Here is a 22,785-nt window from a genome sequence, read left to right on the forward strand (position 1 = left end):
AGTTTCCCATCCTGCATGCGGGATGGAAACTATGTAGTTCATGGCCGGAGATAATGCAAGGACAAAAGGGTAAAACTACATGAATAGACGGACCCGGGCCCGTGAACCAGGCGCCCTGCAGGGGCGCACGTTCCGCGGCAAAGGGGCCGCTAATGGGAAAGCTAATGGGAAAACTTGAGCAGCAGTCCGTTTGAGCGGCGGAATTCGTCCAGAATGACCCGGGAGCCGACGGCAAGGGGAAGGACCCCTTCCTGCCGGGCGAGGGCCTCCTCCTGGGTCTCCCCGTCGTTGATGATGATGTCGCCGTTCTTCAGGTGGGTCACGGCGAAGCAATGGCCGTCCTCGCGCCTATAGACGTGAATCGGGTAAGTGGTGCCGTTGATCTTCACTTCCGATTGCATAACAAGAGTGACGTCTTCCATCTCACATCCCCCTGCGCCGACAAGGGCGCCGTTCACTGACAACCACACCGGAGAGTGAGCAATATACGGGCCAATCCGTGATCAATGGAAATGACTGGCAAAAAAACAACGGCGAATCGGACTGATGCGTTATTTGACCAAAGTGTACGGCTATTTAGCGCTTGCGATTCACCACATAATCGGCAAGTTCGATCAGTGCTTCTTTTTCCGGTGAATCGACGAATGCGCCAAGGTGGGCCTTACAGCGGGCGATGTACTCATTGGCAACGGAGATGGTGTACTCGATGCCGCCATACTTGTGGACAAGGGTGAACACCGATTCGAAATCACCCGGCTCCAGGATTTCCTTTTCCACTACGGCTGCGATGGTTTCGCGCTCCTCGTCGGAGCACTTCATGAGGGTATGGATGAGAGGGAGCGTGATTTTCCCCTCCTCGAGATCGTGGCCGATTTCCTTGCCGAATTGCTCTTCGCTGGCCGTGTAGTCGAGGGTGTCGTCCATTAGTTGGAAGGCTATGCCCAGGTCCATGCCGAAGTCGCGCAGTGCCTCCTGCTGCTCGGCCGACGATGTGCCCAGGATGGCACCGGCCTCGCAGGCGGCTGACAGGAGCACGGCGGTCTTGCTCTTGACGACCTCGATGTAGCGCTCCTGGGTCATCTCCAGATCGCTGGTGCAAAGGAGCTGCAGAACCTCTCCCTCTGCGATGATGGTCGTGGCGCCGGACATGACCTTGAGGACGCGCAGGTCCCCGGCCTCCACCATGAGGGAAAAAGACTTGGAAAAGAGAAAATCACCCACCAGCACCGAGGCCTCATTGCCCCAGACCTCGTTGGCGGAGGCGTTGCCGCGGCGCAACGTGGCGTTGTCGACCACGTCGTCATGGAGCAGGGTTGCGGTGTGGATGAATTCGATGACGCTGGCAAGGGGAACGTGGCGATCGCCCTGGTAGCCGCACAGCTTTGCCGAAAGGAGCAACAGCATGGGACGAATTCTCTTGCCGCCGCTGGCAAGGACATACTCTCCTACCTTGCGGATCAGATAGACATCTGATTCCAGGTCCTTTCTGAACTGTGATTCGACATTTTTCAGGTCATCCCCGACCAGGGAAAGGGCAGCGTGCATCAGGAAACCTCGGGTAAATTTTCGCCAATACTAGGTAATTACGCCTTTTTTGTCAAAGCATTTCTCTCCGCTCGTCTTGTGAATAGCGTAAGCATGTCGAATCGTGACCCCTTTCTGATTGATTTTTGTATCATCCTGAACTACCATTCGAAATTCCTGATACAGGCGGGATGAGGAGGTGTACAATGGGACACGCCACCGAAATTCGAGTCCTCGTCGTGGATGAATCGGCCCCTTCCCGTGCGTTCATTGCCTCAACCCTTGAAAAAGGCGGATATATCGTTACATCGGTCGCCTCCGGCGAGGAGGCCGTGCACGAGGTCAACGCCGCACCCTTCGACATCCTGGTGACCGACATCAACCTCCCCGGGATGAGCGGTCTCAACCTCCTCAAACTCCTGAAAGACTCGTTCCCCGACCTTGAAGTAGTGATCGTCACGAGCAACGCCTCCAGCTTCACCGCCATCAAGGCCCTTCGCCTGGGGGCCTACGATTTCATCATCAAGCCCGTGGACGACCCCGCCATCCTGACCAACATCGTGGGACGCGCCGTCGAGAAACAGGCTCTCACCCGTGAGAACCGGCGGCTCATGGACGACATGAAGCTGAAGAACCGGGAACTCCATGACGCGCTCCACCTGATGAAATCCGCCAACCGTCTCTGCACGGCCATCTCGGCCTCCCTGGATGCCGGCGAAATCCTGAAGCGGCTGGTGGAGGGGGCGGTGGAGGAAGTAACGGCGAAAAAGGGATACCTTCTACTCCTGGATCGCGATGGAAGTTACTTCTCCATGAAAGTCAGCGTGGGCGTGAGCCGCACCCTCGCCAAGGGATTCAGGCTCCGCCACGACCAGGGGATAGCCGGGCTCGTTGCCGCCAACAACAAGCCCCTGCGCATCGACGAAGAGGTGCCGCCCCCTCTCACCCACCGAATGCTGGAGGAAGACCCCAACGGCGAACTCTTCACCACTCCCGGCATCATCACTGTGCCCCTCCAGTTCAAGGGCCGGGTGGCGGGCGTGGTAACCCTTTCCGGCAGGGCCGACGGCAGATCCTTCACCGCTGCGGAAATCGAATTCCTCACAACCCTGGCGAACCACTCGGCCATCGCCCTTGACACGGCGGGCGCCTTCTACAAGCTCAAAAAAGGGACTTCCTGACCCGCCCGTTCCCACGTCCGTTGCATCACCGCCACCATCCAAGTACAATCTTTATCAGGCTCTATGAAATACTGCTACGGGAGCCGCCTGCTGCGTTGCACGGTGCTCGCATCCTTGCCTGGCCATCTGGTATGTGTCCGCTGTACTGCTCCGCGCGCCGGGCATCATGCCCTCCTTGCAGTGTTTCTCAACAAGGGGTTATCGCCTCGATACACCCGTGACGCCCCCTTCACCGCCGTATCCGCGGAGGAACACCGTGTCCGACAATCCCGTTTGCCCACACGGCCCTGCCCTTGACGAACCGCTGCGCCCGCCCGGCCCGGACAGCCCGCTGACGACTTCACGCCATGGCCTGGCGGTTGTCGGAACCGGCAGCGGCCACGAGGACCGGAAGCCGCAGCATGAGCTCTCGCATGTGTCGCGAACCAATCGACTACGTGTGAATCATGGAAAATATGAATATATCCCTATAGCCGATTGCCTCCGCCCCCGGCCTGGTATATAACCATCGTTCATGAACGCACAACGAATTATCGTCATTTCACTCTTTGCCGCACTGGTTGCCCTGTTCTTCATCCTGGACCTGGGACGGCTGCTGACCTTCGCCTCGCTCAAGGCCAACCATGCGACCCTGCTGGCCTTTTACGGCGAAAACCGGATACTGACGGTTGCCATGTTCCTGGCGGTCTATGTCATTCAGACCGCCCTGTCGCTGCCGGGGGCCACGGTCCTTTCCCTTGCCGCCGGCGCCCTGTTCGGGGCTGTGGCGGGGACCGCCTGGGCGGTGACCGGCGCCACCGTCGGGGCGACGCTGGCCTTCCTGCTCACCCGTTACCTCCTCCACGATGCGGTCCAGCGGCGTTTCGGCCCCAGGCTTGAGGGGATCAACCGCGAACTTGAAAAGGCCGGGCTCAATTATCTGCTCTTTCTGCGGCTCGTCCCCCTGTTCCCCTTCTTCCTGATCAACCTGGGGGCGGGTCTGACGCGGCTCCCCCTGCGCACCTTCGTGCTCGGGACCTTCGTGGGAATCATCCCGGGCGGCTTCGTCTACGTCAACGCCGGCGCCAGCCTCGCCGCCATCGCGAGCCCCGCGGACATCGCCTCGCCGCGCGTGATCGGCTCCTTCGCCCTGCTGGGGCTCTTTTCGCTGGTGCCGGTCCTGTACAAGAAAATTACCGCTCAAAGGAGAACCTGATGGACTCGTACTATGTACCCGACGATCTGGCGAAATTCGGTGATATCGGCAAGGATGCGCCGGACCTGGCCAAGAAGTTCTTTGATTACTACGGCGCAGTGTTCGCCGAGGGAGAGCTGACCGAGCGGGAAAAGACCCTCATCGCCCTGGCCGTGGCCCACGCGGTCCAGTGCCCCTACTGCATCGACGCGTATACCCGGGCCTGCCTGGAGAAGGGATCGAACCTGGGAGAGATGACCGAAGCAGTCCACGTGGCCAACGCCATCAGGGGCGGCGCGGCCCTGGTCCACGGGGTGCAGATGCGCAAAATCGCCGAGAAGCTGTCGCTGTAGCCCGACCGGACCATGACGGAATCCCTTGCGCAATCCGCCCCCTGCATCGAGGCGTTCTCCCGCGCCCTGGAGCGGTGCGGACTGGAGCTTCGCCGGGACCGGACCACCACCCTCCAGGTAAACGTGGGCGTCCTGTGCGACCTGGCCTGCCGCCACTGCCACCTGGAGGCGGGACCATCCCGGACCGAGATCATGACGCCGGAAACCATGGAGGAGGTCATCGCCTACGCCTCCCGCTGCCGGTTTCAGACCATCGACATCACCGGCGGCGCGCCGGAGCTCGTTCCCGGCATCGAACGGCTGGTGGCCGCGCTGGCGCCGCTGACGCCCCGGCTCATCGTCCGGACGAACCTCTCGGCGTTCCTGAGCCCCGGCGCTGCGCACCTGCCCGAGCTGCTCAGGTCTGCGGGCGCCGCCATTGTGGCATCGTTCCCGTCGGTCAACGTCGGCCAGGCCGAGGCCCAGCGCGGCCACGGCATCATGGAGAGGAGCATCTCGGCCCTGAAACTCCTGAACGATCTCGGCTACGGCCGCGACGGGAGCGGCCTGGAACTGGACCTGGTGGCCAATCCGACCGGCGCGTTCCTTCCCCCCTCCCAGTGCGAGGCGGAACAGAAACTCCGCCGGGATCTGGAACGCAAGTACGGCGTGGTCTTCTCGCACCTCTACACCTTTGCCAACGTCCCACTGGGGCGCTTCCGCCGCTGGCTGGAGGACTCGGGCAATCTGGAAGGATATCTGCGGCGGCTGGCCGGAAGCTTCAACCCGGCCACGGTGCCCGGCCTCATGTGCCGCACCCTGGTCTCCGTGGCCTGGGACGGCCATCTCTACGACTGCGACTTCAACCTGGCCGCCGGCCGGGGGTTGGGGGGGGAGCAGCGTCACGTGGCGGACATGGCTTGCCCTCCCCCAGAAGGAACCCTTATCCCCACTGACGATTACTGTTATGCCTGCACCGCCGGTTCCGGTTTCACCTGAGGCGGCGCCATCGGAGCCCCGGAGGGGCCCGGAACACCATGACGACCGGAGGAGTCCAATGAACGCCCAAGAACTGTGGCAACGCTACCAGACCTATCTTCTTTCCGACGCGGACACGGGACTCATCCTTGATGTCAGCAGAATGGCCTTCAGCGACGATTTCTTCGCCTCCATGGAGTCCGCCATGCAGCGCGCCTTCGATGTCATGGAACGGCTGGAGGCGGGTGAGATCGCAAATCCGGACGAAAACCGGATGGTGGGGCACTATTGGCTCAGAAATCCCGAGCTGGCCCCCGACCCCGCTATCGCCGCCGCCATCAGGGAGACTGTTGATCGTGTAGCGGCCTTTGCAGCCGATGTCCATAACGGGGTGGTGACGGCGCCCGGAGCCCGCCTCTTCCGCAACGTCCTGGTAATCGGCATCGGCGGGTCAGCCTTGGGTCCGCAGTTCGTGGCCGATGCCCTGGGCGGCCACGGCGACCAGATGCGGCCTTTCTTCTTCGACAACACCGACCCTGACGGCATGGACCGGGTACTTGAGACCCTCGGTCGGGATGGACTGGCGGAAACCCTTGCCATCGTCATCTCCAAGAGCGGCGGCACCAAGGAAACGAGGAACGGCATGCTGGAGGCGGAGGCGGCCTACCGGCGCGCCGGGCTCGACTTTTCCCGTCATGCCGTGGCGGTCACCGGCGCCGGCAGCGAGCTGGACCGGACCGCCGAGGCCAGCGGCTGGCTCTACCGCTTCCCCATGTGGGACTGGGTCGGCGGCCGTACCTCGGAAACCTCGGCCGTGGGGCTCCTGCCGGCTGCGCTCCAGGGAATCCCCATCAGAGACTTCCTCGACGGCGCCCGGGTCTGCGACATCCTGACCCGCCGGCGCGAGACCCTCCGCAACCCGGCGGCCCTCCTGGCCCTCATGTGGCATCACGCCACCGGCGGCAGCGGCTCCCGCGACATGGTGGTGCTCCCCTACAAGGACCGCCTGCTCCTGTTCTCCCGCTACCTCCAGCAGCTCATCATGGAGTCCATCGGCAAGGAGCTGGACCTGGCCGGCGCCGTGGTGAACCAGGGGCTCACGGTCTACGGCAACAAGGGTTCCACGGATCAGCACGCCTATGTACAGCAGTTGCGTGAGGGGACCAACAACTTCTTCGTCGCTTTCATCGAGGTCTTGAAGGACCGTGAGGGGGTCTCCCTGTCGGTTGAACCGGGCTTCACCAGCGGCGACTACCTGTCCGGCTTCCTTCAGGGGACCCGCACCGCCCTGAGCGAAAAGGGGCGCGAGTCACTCACCATCACCATTCCCGCCATAACCCCACGCACCGTGGGTGTCCTGGTGGCCCTCTTCGAGCGGGCCGTGGGGCTCTATGCCTCCCTGGTCAACATCAACGCCTACCACCAGCCCGGCGTGGAGGCGGGGAAAAAGGCGGCAGGCGGCGTCCTGGCCCTCACGGGTGAGGCACTGGCATTCCTGCGACGGGTAGGGGGCACCCTTTCCGCCACGGAGATCGCCGCGGCACTGGGCAGGCCGGAAGAGGCGGAAACGATATTCAGAAGCCTTCTGCACGCCGCCGCCAACCCGGACCACGGTGTCGTCATGGAAACGGCATCCCCTCTTACCCGGAGCCGCTTTTCCGCCCGATGAACGGCCGCGCCGCCCGGCACCTGATACTGGTAGGCGGAGGGCATGCCCATCTCCATACCCTCCGGCGCCTCCGGGAGCTTACCGGAGCGGGCATCGCCGTCACCCTCGTCACCCCGGCCCGCCATCACTACTATTCGGGCATGGGGCCGGGAATGCTCGGGGGGCTCTACACGGAAGAGCAGGTTCGCATCGACGTGCAGCGGCTGGCGGAATCGGGCGGCGGGCGGTGCGTGATCGGCGAGGCAGCGGGGCTCGATCCGGACTGCAGGCTGCTCCGGCTCACCGACGGCAGAGAGCTGGCCTACGATGCCCTCTCCCTTAACGCCGGATCGATAGTGGCCGGGCTGGTCCCCGCCCTGCCCGGCGTCTACCCGGTCAAACCCATCGCCAATCTGGCCCGGGCAGTGGAACGGCTGCGGGATGCGGGCTGCACCGCGCCTCCCCGACTTCTGGTGGTGGGCGGCGGCGCGGCCGGTGTGGAGATTGCCGGCAACGGCCGCCGGCTGCTGGGCGATCGGGGCAGCGTCACCATTGCCAGTGCCGGCCCCCTGCTCGCACCCTTCCCTCCCCTGACCCGTGAGTTGGTCCGCGCCTCCTTCGACCGGCGCGGAATCCGAATGATCGAAGACACTCCCGTTTCCGGCTGGACAGACGGTACGGCCATCCTTGCCGACGGCCGCCGGATCCCATTCGACGTCGCCCTGGTTTCCACCGGCGTGAAACCGCCTCTCTTCCTCGAAAGCCTGGGGCTTCCCCTGGCCCCGGACGGCTCCCTGAGCGTCAACCGCTTCCTCCAGTCGACCGGCTCGGCGTCAGTATTCGGCGGCGGCGACTGCATCGCCTTCGAAGGTGCTCCCCTGGCCCGGGTGGGGGTCTATGCGGTCCGCCAGGGACCGCTTCTCCACGCCAACCTCCGGGCGTACCTTGACGGGTGCCCGCTTGTCCCCTTCACGCCTCAGAAGCGCTTTCTCCAGATACTGAACCTGGGTGACGGCACCGGAGTGCTGGTCCGGGGAAAGATCGTCCGACACGGCACGCTCCCCTGGCTCCTCAAGGACCTGATCGATCGCCGGTTCGTGCGAAGCTTTCAAAAGTAAAGGGAAGCCGCTCGGAATGTGTGACGGGGGCTGAGTCTCGTCAGAAACCCTGGGTTGCCAGAAACTGCTGGAATGAGGCAAGATCGAAGGAAGTGTCGGGCTTGAGCGGGAAGCCGGTGTTCGGCTCCCGGTCCGCCATGCCGATGGAAAGAACAAAGGTGTCCGACTGTCCCGGCACCAGGAGGCGGGGGCCCCACTGGAGGACAATGACCCGGTCCTGCGGATGGGAGAGGGGCACCCGGGCGGAAACATTGGCAAAGGTGCCCATCCTGTTTGAAAAGTAGACCGTATCCGGCGTGACGGGGCCCTGCCACTCGATGAAATTGGCCAAACCGCTGCGGTCATGGGTCTCGCCGGCCGCTTCGTTGCCATGGTCCACATAGCCGGCCCAACTGTAGCGTTTCAGGTCGAGGGTTCCCTCATAGGGAACGAGGCCGTCGACAACCCAGCCCACGTTACCTTCTGCAGATCCGTAGTTCCCCACCCACGGCTCGTCGCCGTAGACATAGAAGTAACCCGTGGGCTGCGTGCCGATGTTGGTCATCCGGATCACGAGAGTCACATAGCGGGTACCGGCCCTGAAGATCATGAAACGGTCCATGGACACCGGTACGCCGTCAAGCTCGAACCAGTGGCTGCTGCCGAGAACGAGCCGCCGGGGCGTTGACTCCAGAATGCGGCTCCCCCGGTATTTCCAGGCTGAAGGGGGCATCACCGCGGCCGGATTGCTCCAGGGCGAGATGGCCTCGTTGACGTTGCACCAGATGTGATGCCAGGACGCGCCGTCGAAAAAAGCCATCCCGGTTTCGTTCATGCTCTGCCGGCGGTCCGTTTCCAGGTCGAAGGGCAGTCCGCCCCCCACGAAGAGCCCCTGGCTCTCCTTCCCACCGCTGTCCAGATACCTGCTGAGACAGGTAAGATACTCCGTGCCGTCGGCGGCAAAACTGCGGACGAACCCGCTCCCGTCACGGCGGAACCACTCGTATTCAAGACGCGGCCCCCCGGTGGCGTAGCTCACATTGCCATTGAGAAAACGAAACACTGGCTCGGCCGGCAGGGCGAGGAGGAGAGCGTTCTCGTCGCCGAGCAACAGGTCATCCTTCACCAGGTAACGGCCGTCCGCCCCCCTGAGAATGTAAATTCCCTGCCAGTGCCCATAATAGCGGAACCGCAGCGACGTGACGGCCGCAAGCACCACCATAAGCAGGGCTGCAAGGGTGAACAGCCGACGTTTCGGCCACTTGAACAAGGGAATTTGTGGGATCGCCATGCGTCATCCTGCCGGAAATAACTGACGGGAACCGAACCTCGCGACCGGTCGGGTTCCATGGTTCGGTTACCGCTGCGTCGGTCATACGAATAATGCCATATGACAGACTCACTTTCAGACAGGATAGCGCTAACATTAAACGTTGCGCCACATAAGAATTTTTAATTATTGTGTATACACAAACGTAACCAATTGATTATATGGGATTTCAAAATCGGCCGTCTAATTCTGACGCACAAAGTCAGAAATTTAGAGGAAAAGATAAAGCGTGACGCACTTCCGCTATTTGCCCATTTCCTTCACGATCTTTCCATAGAGATCTTCAGAGTCAATGCCGCAGACCGTCTTTCCGTCTACAAGGGCAAAGGGTGTCTTGTGGCAGGGACCGCACTTGCCGATGCAGTCCTTGATCTTCACATCGAGCTTGGGGAACTGTTCATGCAGCCGTTTGACCACTTTGTTCTTCCCCTTGTTGTGCTCGCAGAAGCGTATTTTCATCATGCCGTCCTTTCACACGCCGGCTGCGGCGGAGGCAGGAAGAACCGCCTCCCCGCAGCCGGTCTCGTACACTGCTCAGCAAGGCATCAGGGCGCTTGGCCGTCAGCCGGGGGGGCGGTGAACACCCGCGCACCCAGTTCGTTGTCGATCATCAGCAAACCGTAACCGTTGTCTCCCACCAGCTTCAGCTTGCCGATGATCTCCCGGTCGTTTTCCTCTTCTTCGATCTGCTCAGTCACGAACCACTGGAGGAAAATCTGGGTGGCATGATCCCTCTGCCGGACCGCCAGTTCGGTCAGGTCGTTGATGCACCGGGTGATGAACATCTCGTGTTCGAGGGTTTTCTCGAACATCTGCAGCAGGGAGGCGAACTCGGCCGGCGGTGCGTCTATGGGACCGAGCGTCACGTGTTCGCCCTGGCTGTTGATGTACTGATAGAACTTCATGAAATGAAGCATCTCCTCCTGATACTGGACCATGAACCAGGTGGCGGCCCCCTTGAGCCCTATGGAGTTGGCATAGGACGACATGGAGAGGTAAAGTTGGGCCGAATAGAGTTCGATATTCAAGTGCTTGTTGAGGGCCGCGGCCATCTCGGTGTTCAGCATGGATGATGTTCCTCCTTGAGTGTGGTGAGTTGGGATCAGTATATCGGAAAACGAACGAAAGGCCAGGCAGTTCAACCAGCAGGACCGGTTGATAGATTGCTGATGGAGCGCTCGGCCTCCACGATCACCCGCCACAGATCCTCGCTGTCCCCCAGCCCCACCTTCACCAGGTAGGCAGCGATGCTCATGTTGGTCCGGGCGCGGAACAGTTCGACCTGGCGGAGGAAATCCGGCTCCACCTGATCGGAATCGCGCAGATAGGCATCCAGGAACAGCTCTTCGGGATAGGCGTTCACTATCTCCCCATAGCGATAGAACTGGTTGCGGAACTGGGCCAGGAAACACCCCACATCAAAGGCCCGGGGAAGCACGTAGGAGCTTTCGAAGTCTATTGCCGCCACGAACAGGGTTGAACGGTTCTCCATGACATCCTGGCCCACGAACACGTTTTTCGGATGAAAATCGCCATGGCCCTGCACCAGGTATGCACTCCCCTCCGCCACCACTCGCCGCTCCTCTGCCGCCACCGCAGCGAGAATCTCTTGCACCTTGCGGGTGTGCCTGTGCCCGATGGCGGTGAACCGCTCCAGGTATCGGGCCAGACGCTCGTCTTCCCGGACCAGAAATTCATCGCGCGGCGTGATCCTGAGGCGGCAGCCATGAAGTCGGGCCAGCCAGCCGGCAGCCAGTGACAGGTATTCTCGTCCGTCCTCCGGTTCGGCCGTCAGGAGCTTGTCGAAGAGCGATTTTCCCCGCAGGCCCTGTTCGATGAGCGTCATGGAGGCTTCGTCCTCATCGATGGGGCGGGGTACCCTGAACTTCCCCTCGTCGAAGCCGTGACCGACGATCTCCCCCATGATGCGAAATGCCCGCTCGGCGGACCGCCACTTATGCCGGGTGCCGATCTCCTTGATGATGAGCCGTTCGCGCACCTCGTCGGCCCCCTTGGTACCGATGGTCACCTCGATGACCTGGCTGTTGGCGCCCGAGCGGGGAATTTCCTTCAGGAACGGCCGACACCTGCCGTGCCTGATCTCGGCTGCCAGGTCGACGATGGTCTTGACGGCATGGTCGAACTGGGTCGGATAGAGCCCTGCGTAGTTTTCGCCATGGGTGTCGGTGCCCGCGATGGCGGTGAACCGCTCGCGATGCCAGTCCTGGAGCCCCTGGCTGTTCTCCCGCACCGTGTGGTTGGAGTTGAAGATCTCCACTCCGTCCAGCAGCGGATGGCAGAGCTGCTCCGGCGCGGGGCGCTTACCCCTGCGGTAGGGATGGGCCCAGACGAGGGCGGCAGCCGGGTAGCGCCGCCGGATTTCGGCCAGCGGAGTCCCCCGCTCGATCGTCGCATCCGCACCGTAGACGAGCACATCGCCGAGTTCCGGCGTGGTTACTTCCTGGCCGGCAAGGATGACGAAATGGTCTGGAACCTCCGCCCGGCGCCGGACATCGGCCAGTTCAGAGGCTTCCCAGAGGTGATGGTGATCCGTAAGAACGATCCCCTGCAGATTCTTCGCCGCCACCTGCCGCACCAGGTTAACGGCAGCAACGCCGCTGCAGGAAGAGTATTCGGAAGTATGACAATGCATCTCGATCAGCACGGTAAATCCTCCCATCATTGTGGTCTCAGGAAAAGGATACCAGACCCCCTCCCGACAACAACCGGTCCGTCCGAGTCGGGCCCGCCCGATTTACAGGCAACCTACACAACCGTGTACATTTTATAATCACCAAACCCATCTCACCGTGCGCCACCAGCACTCCTCCCCCACAAAATTTGCCGACAAATCAGACAATTGCCCATCACAACGTCACTCTATGCATAGTTTTGGTGCAGTACGTGCATAAAACACAGGCAATCTACTCAGAAGGACAGGGCGCAATCTGTTCACACAGTTGACTGTCTACATTTTAATCAGGGGAGGAATCAATGTCACCGCATCAAGTCGACGAGAAACTTCAGGGCATCTATCAGGACGTTCTCAAGCGCAACCCGGGCGAAGTGGAATTCCACCAGGCAGTGGCTGAGGTGCTCGAATCCCTCGGGTCCGTTGTCACCAAGCACCCCGAATACCTGGAGCGCAAGATCATCGAGCGGATCTGCGAACCCGAGCGCCAGATCATCTTCCGGGTGCCCTGGCAGGACGACAAGGGTCAGGTCCACATCAACCGCGGCTTCCGCGTGGAATTCAACTCGGCCCTCGGTCCCTACAAGGGCGGCCTCCGCTTCCATCCGTCGGTCTACCTGGGCATCATCAAGTTCCTGGGCTTCGAGCAGATCTTCAAGAACTCCCTCACCGGCATGCCCATCGGCGGCGGCAAGGGCGGTTCCGACTTCGACCCCAAAGGAAGGTCCGACGATGAGATCATGCGTTTCTGCCAGAGCTTCATCACCGAGCTCTACCGCCACCTGGGCGAGCATACCGACGTTCCCGCCGGCGACATCGGCGTGGGCGGCCGCGAGATCGGCTACATGTTCGGCCAGTACAAGCGGATCACCAACCGGTGGGAAGCGGGCGTGCTGACCGGCAAGGGGCTCAAGTGGGGCGGGTCCCTCGTGCGCACCGAGGCCACCGGCTACGGCGCAACCTTCTTCATCAACGAGGCCCTCAAGGTCCGCAAGGATTCCTTTGACGGCAAGATCTGCACCGTGTCCGGTTCCGGCAACGTGGCCATCTACACCATCGAGAAGATTCACCAGCTGGGCGGCAAGTGCGTGGCCTGCTCCGACTCCAACGGCGTAATTTACCACGAGAAAGGTCTCGACCTGGACCTCATCAAGCAGCTGAAGGAAGTGGAGCGTCGCCGCATCGAGGACTACGCCTCCTATCACAAGGATGCCAAGTACATCGCGGGCGGCAACATCTGGGACATTCCCTGCCAGGTGGCCATGCCGTCGGCAACCCAGAACGAGATCAACGGCAAGGATGCCAAGACCCTGGTGAAGAACGGCTGCATCGCCGTGGGCGAAGGCGCCAACATGCCCACCACCCCTGAAGGGATCAAGATATTCCTCGACGCCAAAATCGCCTATGGCCCCGGCAAGGCTGCCAACGCCGGCGGCGTCGCCACGTCGGCCCTTGAAATGCAGCAGAACGCCCAGCGTGATTCCTGGTCCTTCGAAGACACCGAGAAGAAGCTTGAGAACATCATGAAGGGCATCCACCGCCTCTGCCACGAGACCGCCGAGGAATACGGCGCCACCGGCAACTACGTGCTCGGCGCCAACATCGCCGGCTTCACCAAGGTTGCCGATGCCATGGTGGCCCACGGCCTCGTCTAACAGCCTGGAAGCAACCAGGCAGCCCCATGCAAAAAGCCCGGTCCGGAGAAGATCTCCGGGCCGGGCTTTTTCGTTCGGACGGCTGGTGCCCACGATCCATAGTGATTAATCGGGGGGGGAACTTGACTGCTCAGTGACACAGACCGGCCCCGCAACGGTTTTGCAGCAGCCTGCTAGAACTTTTCGAACTGGTCATCCAGGTAGTCGCCGTCCATCTTCAGGTCCACGCCCTTGCCGGCTACAGCCTTTCGCGGCGCGACAGGTTCCGTCCGGCGTTCGTTGCCGTGGCCCAGGCGCAACGCAGCGGGCTTCTTCGCCACCGCGGCCGGGCGCACGGCCGGGGATCTCCCGGCAGTCCGCCCCTGCTCGTCGGTTTTGAAAAATGTAATGGTCGACTGGAGATGCTCCGCCTGCCCGGCCAGCTCTTCGCTGGTGGACGCCATCTCTTCGCTGGCGCTGGCGTTCTGCTGGATCACATGGTCAAGCTGCTGGATCGCCTTGTTGATCTGCTCCGCGCCCGAGTCCTGCTCCTTGCACGCGGCACTGATCTCCTGCACCAGTTCCGCGGTACGCTGGATGTCCGGCACCATCCGCGCCAGCATCTCGCCGGCTTCTTCCGCCACCTGCACGCTGGAGGCAGACAGCTCGCTGATTTCGCCCGCCGCCTTCTGACTCCGCTCGGCAAGCTTTCTGACCTCGGCCGCCACTACCGCGAACCCTTTGCCGTGCTCGCCGGCTCGGGCCGCTTCGATGGCCGCGTTCAACGCCAGCAGGTTTGTCTGACGGGCGATCTCTTCGATGATCGAGATCTTGGAGGCGATTTCCTTCATGGCACTCACCGTGCCGGCAACAGCCGTGCCGCCCTCGCGGGCGTCCATGGCGCTCTTGAGGGCGATCTTCTCGGTCTGGGAGGCATTGTCCGCGTTCTGCCGGATATTGGCCGCCATCTGCTCCATGGAGCTTGATGCCTCTTCGGCAGCGGCTGCCTGCTCGGTGGCTCCCTGGCTCATGACCTCGGAGCTGGAGGAGAGTTCCTGGCTGCCGGCGGCAACGTTATCGGCCGAGTTCTTCACATCGGTTACAATGTCACGGAGCTTGGCAACCATGTCGTTGAGGGCCGCCACCAACTGCCCCACCTCGTCCTTCCGATCGATGTCGAGGGTGCTCCGCAGGTCGCCGTCGGCTATTTTCAGAGCGAATTCAACCCCCTTCATAACCGGAATGCTGATGGAACGGGATATGAGCAGCGCCAGAACAACGCCGATCACCAGGGCGGCAATGCTCAGGGCGATCACGGCGGTCTTGGTGCTGTTGGCGTTGGCGATCATCTGTTCATCGGAGAGGATACTCTTGCGGGATGTCTCGTTGAGCCCGGCCAGGTGCTTCTGCACCAGCTGCAGGTTCGGCTGGGTCTGGCTCGCGAAGATGATCTCCGCGTCCCTGCGGCCCTGCTCACCCTGCTCCTTGTTATAGGCCTTCTTGATGATCCCTGCCGACTCGTGGAGCTTGCGGTGGGGCTCCTCGATGGCAGCCAGCCCGTCTTTCAGCGCGGGGAGCATGACCTCGGCCTTCTTGCGTCCCTCGCCGTAGTACCACTCGCCGAACTTGCACTTGGTGTGATCCACCTGAACGGTGAGCTCCCTGACCTTGTCGTCCAGCAGGAACGTGCTGACGTTCTTGGCCCAGTTGAGGTGATCCACCTCCCGTTGGAGGAGCTCGGCCCGCAGCTTGTTCCCTTCGCTTACCTCGTGGCCGTCCCGGACAACCTTTGACAGGCCGTTCACCGCCCAGACGCTGATGACTGCCAGCAACACAAGGACACTACCGATGCCCGCAAGCACCTTGAGACTCAGCTTCAGGTTCTTCCAGCTCATTGACACCTCTCCTTCCAGTTACTCAGGGTTTTCCCGGGCTCATCCCCGAAAAACCATATTTCACACCAACTATTGCGCGTATCGGTTTACCCAGTAAAACCTTGAGGAGTTTTTTTAAAACAAGGGTCCACCAAACAAAACAATTGGTCTAACAACACGACAAACAGACATTTACAGAACATAAAAAAAACCGCGACGCATGCCGCGGTTAATCACCTCACCTATCAGGATAATCTCTCAGACATTAAAAAAGGCTATGGTTTCCTGGAGCTGTTCGGCCTGACTCGCCAGTTCTTCGCTGGTGGACGCCATCTCCTCGCTGGTGGAGGCGTTCTGCTGGATCACGTTGTCCAGTTGCTGGATGGCCCGGTTAATCTGGTCCGCGCCGGAATCCTGCTCCTTGCACGCCGCGCTGATCTCCTGCACCAGTTCTGCGGTCCGCTGGATATCGGGAATCATGCGGGCAAGCATCTCTCCAGCCTTTTCCGCGACTCGCACGCTGGATTCGGACAGCTCGCCGATCTCCCCAGCAGCCTTCTGGCTTCGCTCCGCCAGTTTGCGCACCTCGGCGGCCACCACCGCGAACCCCTTGCCGTGTTCACCGGCACGGGCCGCCTCGATGGCCGCGTTCAGGGCCAGCAGGTTCGTCTGGCGGGCGATCTCTTCGATGATCGCGATCTTGCCGGCGATAACCTTCATGGCCGATACGGTCTCGGCAACCGCCTCCCCTCCCTCGCGGGCATCCGCGGCGCTCTTGCCGGCGATCTTCTCCGTCTGGACCGCGTTATCGGCATTCTGCCTGATATTAGAGCTCATCTGCCCCATACTGCTTGATGCCTCTTCCGCCGCGGCCGCCTGCTCGGTGGCCCCCTCGCTCATCTCTTCGGCGCTTGCCGAAAGCTCACGGGCACCGGCGGCGACGTTGTCCGAAGCAGACTTGACACTGGTGACTACCTCCCTGAGCTTGCTCACCATATTGCCCATGGCGGCAAGCAGGCGACCGATCTCATCCGTCCCTTTCACTTCAATGGCAACGGAAAGGTCGCCGGTGGCCAGCCGGTCCACGGTGGCAACTGCGTCACGCAGCGGGCGCACGAGCCGCCCCGACACGAACCCGGCCACAAGACACGCCAGCAGGACCGTGCCCACTGCGCTGCCGACGATGATCAGCTTGAGGCGTTCGTAGGATTCGAAAAACTCACTTTTCTTCACGCCGACGTACAGCACGCCGACGATCGCACCGCTCGCATCCCGGAGCGGATCATAGGACGTAAAGTAGGGGACGCCGAGAATCTTCGCTTCGCCGCGGTAAGATTTCCCTTCCTTGAAAATGGCATCATAGGCGGGCCCCTGGAGTTTAGTGCCGATGGCGCGGCTGCCGTCCTCCTTCTTGACGTTGGTGGAAACCCGCAGGTCGCCCATGAAGATCGTTGCCGTCCCGCCGCAAAGATCCTTCACCTTGTCGGGAATCTCGAAGTTGTCGTTCACCACGTACTCGCCGACCATGAGCCTGCCATTGTCGATCCGGGCGTTGGCTCCCTTCTGGCGGAGCAGTTCCCAGAGGGTCTTGAGCCGCGTTTCCTGGGAAACCGTGGCGACTCTCATCAGATCGGCCCTGAACCGCGCAAGACAGATGGCGGTAACAACCGTTGCCGTGAGAACAACGATGATCGCGGTCATGGCTATGAGCTTCCACCGGATGGTCATGCTGCGTAATCCCATGCGTACCTCCCGAACATTCACAATATGCTATGAATACCTTTCGACAGACCGCGGCCCACCTTTAGCAGCGATTGCGCGACTCCTTCGAACCAACAGCAGTTTTATAACCGCGTATACCATACCCGGGAATAAACTGCCGGGAGCACGCGCCGCAACCACCTCGACATCATTACATCTTCCGGCCCATTTCCCACACGCTTCACGATGCTGCCGCAGAGATGAACAGGTGCCCGTTATCAGGAATTTCCTGATATCAGCGGACGGGCTGCAGGAACCATGAAACTCCGTTGCCCGAAAAGACAAATGGCACTCCGGTTCGGCCGGAGTGCCACCATGAGCAGCGGGCTCAGCACATTTCAATGCCACGAACGTGCGTGATCGGACGCGGGGATGATCGCGGCCTCGGTACGGGCGACTTCCCCCCGCAACCGGCTGAGACAACGGGCGGCAGCGGCACCGTCGTTCAACCGTACCGCCGCTTCCACCTCTGCGGCGCAATTGTACACGGGAGGAGCCCCTACCGTTGCCGCAGCTCCCTTGAGGGTGTGAGCGGCAGCGGCGGCGGCGGCATAGTCGCCGGCAGCGAGGCATTCGTCGATCCGGTCGCACAGCTTGGACGCTGACTGGACAAACGTGGACAAGAGCTCATCCACAGCGTGTTCGAGACCGGCATCAATAAACTGTCTCCGCTGAAACTCCAGATCGAACGGGAAGGTGGGCTCAGGGGCGTCTGACGGCGAGGTGGTCCCGGCAGGCCGATGCAGTTGTTCACCGTCGACGCATAAGAGGATCATCCTGCGAAGCTCTTCCCGCAACAGAGGTTTGGTAAGATAGCCGGTCACGTCCGCGTCCAGGCACCGCTCACGGTCAGCCGCCAGGGCATGGGCCGTGAGGAAGACGATGGGCGTCGACCGTGCCCGCTCACCGGCCTCTCCCCGGCGGATCGCCCAGGTGGCCTCGATACCGTCCATTTCGGGCATCGAAATATCCATGAACACCAGCTCGAAATCCCGGTCACGGAGGATGTCGATGGCCTCCCGTCCGTTGGTTACGGCGGTCACCCGCTGGTTGAGGGCCGTGAGGAGACCGACGGCCACGGTCCGGTTCAAATCATTGTCCTCCACCAGGAGTACCTCAAGGGACGGCAGCTCCCTGTCCTGCTCCTGGTTTTCGGCGGCGCAGTCGTGGAACTGCGGGCCATCAGCCGGCTCCAGGGGGAGACACACGCTGAACGTGGCGCCACTGCCCGGTTCGCTCTCCACGGCGATCGTTCCTCCCATCAGTTCCACGAGCCCCTTCGTAATGGCGAGCCCGAGGCCGGTTCCGCCGTAGATGCGGGTAGTCGAGGAGTCAGCCTGGCGGAACATCTCGAAGACACTCTCCTGCTTGGCCTTATCGATCCCGATGCCGGTATCGCTGACGCTGAAGACCAGTCCCGCGCCGGCGGGAGCCTGGTCTGCAACCATGGTGACCACGCCGCGCGGCGGCGTAAACTTGATGGCATTGGAGAGAAGATTGGTCAGTATCTGACGGAGGCGGGCCGGATCGCACCAGACGAACCGGGGCGTCCCCTCGCCCACGCTGACACTGAGGCTGATCTGCTTGCGCGCTGCCTGTACGGCAAACAGGCGCCGGAGCGATTCGACAAAGGAGCGCAGCTCGACCGCCTCAGGAAACAGCTCCAGGCGCCGGGCCTCCACCCGCGACAAGTCAAGGATATCGTTGATGATGGTCAGCAGCGACTCGGCGGCAGTGGTCGAGTCATCCAACAGGCGGCGTTGCTCCTGCGTAAGCGGGGTATCGACCATGAGTTGGTTGATACCGATGATGGCATTCATGGGAGTGCGGATCTCATGGCTCATGGTGGCCAGGAAATCACTCTTGGCACGGCTCGCCTCCTCGGCCTCCTTGCGCGCCAGGACCAGCTCTGCGGTTTTTGCCTCAACCTTTTCCTCCAGATTGTGGATAAAGGCATGAAGTTCAGTCGACATCACGTTGAACGATGCGGCGAGTTCGTTCATTTCACGGCCGTGATCGAGGGGAAGCTGCTCTCCGAGATAGCGGTGATCGTGGGCAATCCGACGGCTCTCCTCAGTGACGATGGCCAGGGGTTTCAGGACGAGACGTTCGAAGATCCGGTTCTGGACGGCGAAAAGCGCGGCAATGACTCCGAAGAGCAGCGCCGACAGCTTGAGGGAAAAAGTGTTGGCTTCGGCATAGGTCGAAGCCAGGGGGATACGGATGGAGACGGCCGACACCAGCTCATGTTCGTGGCGGCCGAAACTCCGCTCGGCACCATAGTTGCCGACAAGTCCGGCGGGGGCCTTCTCCGGGCTGCTGTGGCAGAGCAGACACGGCTTTTCCATGGTTTCACCCCGGACCATGGAAACGAAAAACGGTTTGCCGTCGATCTTCCGCACGCCGTTGAACGAGGTCACCGCCGGGTCACGGCCGGCCCGCTCCAGAAACGCCCGCTCGAAGGAATCGGCCTCGTTCAGGGGACTCCGGGCGTTGATGGCGCACTCTTTATAGTAGTACCCCTTGCCGTGCCGGGCCTGAAAGATCTTGTCGATCTCCCGGACCGCATACGTTGAGGACATCCAGGCCGGGTCGAAGTATTCCTTGTCGCGCCGCGGCTCCGTCAGAGCGAGAAGCCGCGGCTTGAGCTGCTGATTGAAGTACGCGTGGATAGCAAGATGGCGCGCAATGATGCGTTCGGTATCCCTGCCGGCATCCGCGAGCGCCAGCTGTTTCTGGGCCACATTGACCACCAGGACAATCGCAACTGATGCCACACAGAGCAACAGCAGGTTTATCCTCAGAAGCCTGGTTTTGAGCGATTGCACCTTCTTCTTGGGGGTCATCTTGATTTTTTTCTCTTCCATCCGAACCCTGAGATACCCCCCATTGAACACCGTACAAGCCGGAAATGAGAGCGGTGTTTCCGAAGGATTTTATTTTATACTATCGGTAAAAATGGAGGGTTCTTTATCAGGAATTTCCCGATCAGCACCCCACGCCGCCATGGCGGCGGCCTGTCAGCAGGCAAGTGCCCCCCTCAGCTCCCCCTGCAAAGTTGGGGGAAGCTAACAGGGGGGTGAACAGCCGAGACGTGCTCAAAAGACACCATGGCCGACACAAAAAAGCGCCCCGGACAACCGGGGCGCAATGCAGCCGTGCAATCAATCAATTCAGCAGGTTATGCGACCGCCTGCTCCAATGTGGCCAGTCCGGCCAGATCATCGCCGCCGAATACCCGGTCGATGTCCAGGATCATCAGGAACGCATTGCCGTGCTTCCCCATTCCCTTCAGGAACGAGGTGTCCAACTTCGTCCCGATCCGAGGCGCTGGCTCGATATTCACTCCCTCCAGCTCGATCACCTCCTGCACCGAGTCCGCGAGCATCCCCAGCACCAGCGTCTCCACTCCCGTCTCTACCTCAACCACGATGATGCACGTGTTGATGCTGCGCTCCGTTTCAGGCATCCCGAACTTCTGCCGCAAGTCGATCACCGGAACCACTCCCCCCCGCAGGTTGATCACCCCGCGCATGAATTCAGGCGTCTGCGGGACTTTGGTGATGCTGCTCCATTCCAATATCTCCCGTACCTTGGCCACGTCTACCCCAAAGACTTCCCCGGCAAGGGTGAAGGTCAGGTACTGCCGCGTTTCCGTTGTTTCTGCGTTCGCCATCGCTCCCTCCTAGAATTTCTCGAACTGGTCGTCAAGGTGATCGTTGTCAAGGTTCAGATCCACTCCGCCGCCTACCGCCACTTTCCGCGGCGTCGCGGGTTCAGCGTGGTAGCCGTTGGATGTGCCGTGACCCAGATGAGGGATCGCTGCCTTTTTCTTGGCCGCGAACTGGCGCACTGCTGCCGTTTTACGGGCAACACCTCCTTGTTCGCCGGTTTTGAAGAAGGCGATGGTTGACTGCAGCTGTTCGGCCTGGCTGGCCAGTTCTTCGCTGGTGGACGCCATCTCTTCGCTGGCGCTGGCATTCTGCTGGATCACCTGGTCAAGCTGCTGGATCGCTTTGTTGATCTGCTCCGCGCCCGTGTCCTGCTCCTTGCACGCGGCACTGATCTCCTGCACCAGCTCCGCGGTACGCTGGATGTCCGGCACGATCCGCGTCAGCATCTCGCCGGCTTCTTCGGCCACCTGCACGCTGGAGGCAGACAGCTCGCTGATCTCGCCCGCCGCTTTCTGGCTCCGCTCGGCAAGCTTTCTGACCTCGGCCGCCACCACCGCGAACCCTTTGCCGTGCTCGCCGGCTCGGGCCGCTTCAATGGCCGCGTTCAGCGCCAGCAGGTTCGTCTGACGGGCGATCTCCTCGATGATCGAAATCTTGGAGGCGATTTCCTTCATGGCCACGACGGTTTCAGCCACGGCCGTGCCACCCTGCTTGGCGTCGGAGGCGCTCTTCAGGGCGATCTTCTCGGTCTGGGTGGCGTTGTCGGCGTTCTGCCGGATGTTGGAGCTCATCTGCTCCATGGAACTGGAGGCCTCTTCGGCCGCGGCCGCCTGCTCGGTGGCTCCCTGGCTCATCTCCTCGGAGCTGGAGGAGAGCTCCTGGCTGCCGGCGGCAACGTTGTCCGCCGCGCTCTTCACGTCCGCTACCACTCCCTTCAGCTTCTCTACCATGTTGTGCATCGCCGACAGCAGCTGGCCCGTCTCGTCCTTGCTCGTCGCCTCGATCGTTACGGTCAGGTTCCCCTCTGCCAGCTCATTGGATACCGATACGGCCTGCTGCAGCGGCCGGCTGATGATCCTGGAAAGGAAAATACCGAGTCCGATCGCCAGAGCCACCCCAATGGCAAGGATGACGCTTGTCGTCATGACAGCAGCCTTTGCAGCGGCGGTATTGTCGTCGGACTTCTTCCTGGCGAGATCGATTTTCAGGTCAGCGAGTTTCTGGATCGAGTCGTCCACGGAACGGGCGATCCCGGCGACGGAGTCACTCCTCATATAGGCTACAGCCTGGTCGTTCTTTCCATCAATGGCCAGGGCCACAATCTTATCAAGATGAGGTGTAAACTTAGCCAGCTCTGCCTTAATATCCGCGTAGGCCTTCTTAGTCTCTTCCGACTTCAGAGACTTTTCGATTTCAGGCATATTGTCATCGATTATCTTTTGCAGCTCTTTAATTCGGTTGGAAAATTTTACTTTGCCTTCGTTAGTCTGCTCCAGCGCTATCTCCCGATAGTTGACCCTGATCCGCTGGAATGCCACAGCCGTTGCCAGAATCGGCCCCATGGGCTTGGCGTTCAGCTCATACATCTCCGTATCGGCCTTTTCGATCTGTCTGATCTTTGTGATGCCGATAACCCCGATGACACAGGCGATCAGGGCAACCATGACAAACCCGAATACCAGCTTCGATGCGATTTTCAGATTGTAGAACCAGGTCATCACATCCTCCTTTTCAATGAAAGACATTCCCACTGTTGGATTTTGATTACAGGTATACGTATCGGGAAGGCACACAACGTGAGCATCAGGGAAAACCTGAGAAGCCTCTTCGCAATTTCCTATGCGCGCTAATGATTACTATTCTTATTAACAGCCGGCTACGTTTTC

General features: G+C 61.0%; 18 protein-coding genes. 7 read left to right on the forward strand and 11 right to left on the reverse strand.

Translation table 11 applies throughout. The features are described from left to right. Positions 1 to 161: 161 nt before the first annotated feature. Both AABA48_RS08075 and AABA48_RS08080 read right to left on the reverse strand, forming a co-directional pair. On the reverse strand, positions 162 to 422 hold the full coding sequence (locus AABA48_RS08075; protein ID WP_286350007.1) for a hypothetical protein: 261 nt from the start codon (positions 420 to 422) through the stop codon (positions 162 to 164). Between the two features lie 154 nt (positions 423 to 576). Further along, positions 577 to 1,545 carry a polyprenyl synthetase family protein gene (locus tag AABA48_RS08080; protein ID WP_286350008.1) on the reverse strand — a complete coding sequence of 323 codons (969 nt, stop codon included), beginning with the start codon at positions 1,543 to 1,545 and terminating at the stop codon, positions 577 to 579. Between the two features lie 185 nt (positions 1,546 to 1,730). On the opposite strand from AABA48_RS08080, the gene AABA48_RS08085 reads away from it, so the two are divergent. The 6 genes from AABA48_RS08085 to AABA48_RS08110 all read left to right on the forward strand — a co-directional run bounded on the left by AABA48_RS08085 (position 1,731) and on the right by AABA48_RS08110 (position 7,955). After that, the gene (locus tag AABA48_RS08085; RefSeq protein WP_286350009.1) at positions 1,731 to 2,705 is read left to right on the forward strand and encodes a response regulator; all 975 of its coding nucleotides are present in this window, start codon (positions 1,731 to 1,733) and stop codon (positions 2,703 to 2,705) included. Between the two features lie 514 nt (positions 2,706 to 3,219). Further along, positions 3,220 to 3,900, forward strand: coding sequence for a TVP38/TMEM64 family protein (locus AABA48_RS08090; RefSeq protein WP_286350010.1), 681 nt, complete (start codon positions 3,220 to 3,222; stop codon positions 3,898 to 3,900). Beyond that, positions 3,900 to 4,232: an arsenosugar biosynthesis-associated peroxidase-like protein gene (locus AABA48_RS08095; RefSeq protein ID WP_010941967.1), complete on the forward strand. Its 333-nt coding sequence runs from the start codon at positions 3,900 to 3,902 to the stop codon at positions 4,230 to 4,232. Before AABA48_RS08090 ends, AABA48_RS08095 begins: the two co-directional genes overlap by 1 nt. Positions 4,233 to 4,244: 12 nt before the next feature. Next, positions 4,245 to 5,210, forward strand: a complete 966-nt coding sequence (gene arsS / locus AABA48_RS08100; protein WP_286350011.1) for an arsenosugar biosynthesis radical SAM (seleno)protein ArsS — start codon at positions 4,245 to 4,247, stop codon at positions 5,208 to 5,210. Positions 5,211 to 5,268: 58 nt separating this feature from the next. Continuing rightward, positions 5,269 to 6,858 carry a glucose-6-phosphate isomerase gene (locus AABA48_RS08105; protein ID WP_286350012.1) on the forward strand — a complete coding sequence of 530 codons (1,590 nt, stop codon included), beginning with the start codon at positions 5,269 to 5,271 and terminating at the stop codon, positions 6,856 to 6,858. Next, positions 6,855 to 7,955: an FAD-dependent oxidoreductase gene (locus AABA48_RS08110; protein WP_286350013.1), complete on the forward strand. Its 1,101-nt coding sequence runs from the start codon at positions 6,855 to 6,857 to the stop codon at positions 7,953 to 7,955. Before AABA48_RS08105 ends, AABA48_RS08110 begins: the two co-directional genes overlap by 4 nt. 40 nt (positions 7,956 to 7,995) lie before the next feature. On the opposite strand, the gene AABA48_RS08115 is transcribed toward AABA48_RS08110, so the two are convergent. The 4 genes from AABA48_RS08115 to AABA48_RS08130 form a co-directional block, all read right to left on the reverse strand. Then, positions 7,996 to 9,225, reverse strand: coding sequence for a hypothetical protein (locus tag AABA48_RS08115; protein WP_286350014.1), 1,230 nt, complete (start codon positions 9,223 to 9,225; stop codon positions 7,996 to 7,998). 282 nt (positions 9,226 to 9,507) lie between these two features. Continuing rightward, positions 9,508 to 9,723, reverse strand: a complete 216-nt coding sequence (locus AABA48_RS08120) for a DUF1450 domain-containing protein (RefSeq protein ID WP_238525135.1) — start codon at positions 9,721 to 9,723, stop codon at positions 9,508 to 9,510. A gap of 86 nt (positions 9,724 to 9,809) precedes the next feature. Then, on the reverse strand, positions 9,810 to 10,331 hold the full coding sequence (locus tag AABA48_RS08125) for a ferritin (protein WP_286350015.1): 522 nt from the start codon (positions 10,329 to 10,331) through the stop codon (positions 9,810 to 9,812). A gap of 71 nt (positions 10,332 to 10,402) precedes the next feature. After that, the gene (locus AABA48_RS08130) at positions 10,403 to 11,929 is read right to left on the reverse strand and encodes a phosphotransferase (RefSeq protein WP_286350016.1); all 1,527 of its coding nucleotides are present in this window, start codon (positions 11,927 to 11,929) and stop codon (positions 10,403 to 10,405) included. Positions 11,930 to 12,258: 329 nt separating this feature from the next. Between AABA48_RS08130 and gdhA the strand changes: the two genes are divergently transcribed. After that, positions 12,259 to 13,611, forward strand: coding sequence for an NADP-specific glutamate dehydrogenase (gene gdhA / locus AABA48_RS08135; RefSeq protein WP_286350017.1), 1,353 nt, complete (start codon positions 12,259 to 12,261; stop codon positions 13,609 to 13,611). A gap of 173 nt (positions 13,612 to 13,784) precedes the next feature. Here gdhA and AABA48_RS08140 read toward each other — a convergent pair whose 3' ends face one another. The 5 genes from AABA48_RS08140 to AABA48_RS08160 all read right to left on the reverse strand — a co-directional run bounded on the left by AABA48_RS08140 (position 13,785) and on the right by AABA48_RS08160 (position 22,617). Beyond that, the gene (locus AABA48_RS08140; RefSeq protein ID WP_286350018.1) at positions 13,785 to 15,485 is read right to left on the reverse strand and encodes a methyl-accepting chemotaxis protein; all 1,701 of its coding nucleotides are present in this window, start codon (positions 15,483 to 15,485) and stop codon (positions 13,785 to 13,787) included. Between the two features lie 237 nt (positions 15,486 to 15,722). Beyond that, on the reverse strand, positions 15,723 to 17,207 hold the full coding sequence (locus AABA48_RS08145) for a methyl-accepting chemotaxis protein (protein ID WP_338271281.1): 1,485 nt from the start codon (positions 17,205 to 17,207) through the stop codon (positions 15,723 to 15,725). Positions 17,208 to 17,563: 356 nt separating this feature from the next. Continuing rightward, positions 17,564 to 20,092, reverse strand: a complete 2,529-nt coding sequence (locus AABA48_RS08150) for a c-type heme family protein (RefSeq protein ID WP_286350020.1) — start codon at positions 20,090 to 20,092, stop codon at positions 17,564 to 17,566. A 314-nt stretch (positions 20,093 to 20,406) separates the two neighbouring features. Further along, on the reverse strand, positions 20,407 to 20,901 hold the full coding sequence (locus AABA48_RS08155) for a chemotaxis protein CheW (protein ID WP_286350021.1): 495 nt from the start codon (positions 20,899 to 20,901) through the stop codon (positions 20,407 to 20,409). A gap of 9 nt (positions 20,902 to 20,910) precedes the next feature. Continuing rightward, entirely contained in the window at positions 20,911 to 22,617 is a 1,707-nt protein-coding gene (locus tag AABA48_RS08160) for a methyl-accepting chemotaxis protein (RefSeq protein ID WP_286350022.1), read from the reverse strand. Between the last annotated feature and the right edge of the window lie 168 nt (positions 22,618 to 22,785).

This window comes from Geobacter sp. 60473, from assembly GCF_036323535.1.
GTDB classification, from domain to species: domain Bacteria; phylum Desulfobacterota; class Desulfuromonadia; order Geobacterales; family Geobacteraceae; genus Geobacter; species Geobacter sulfurreducens.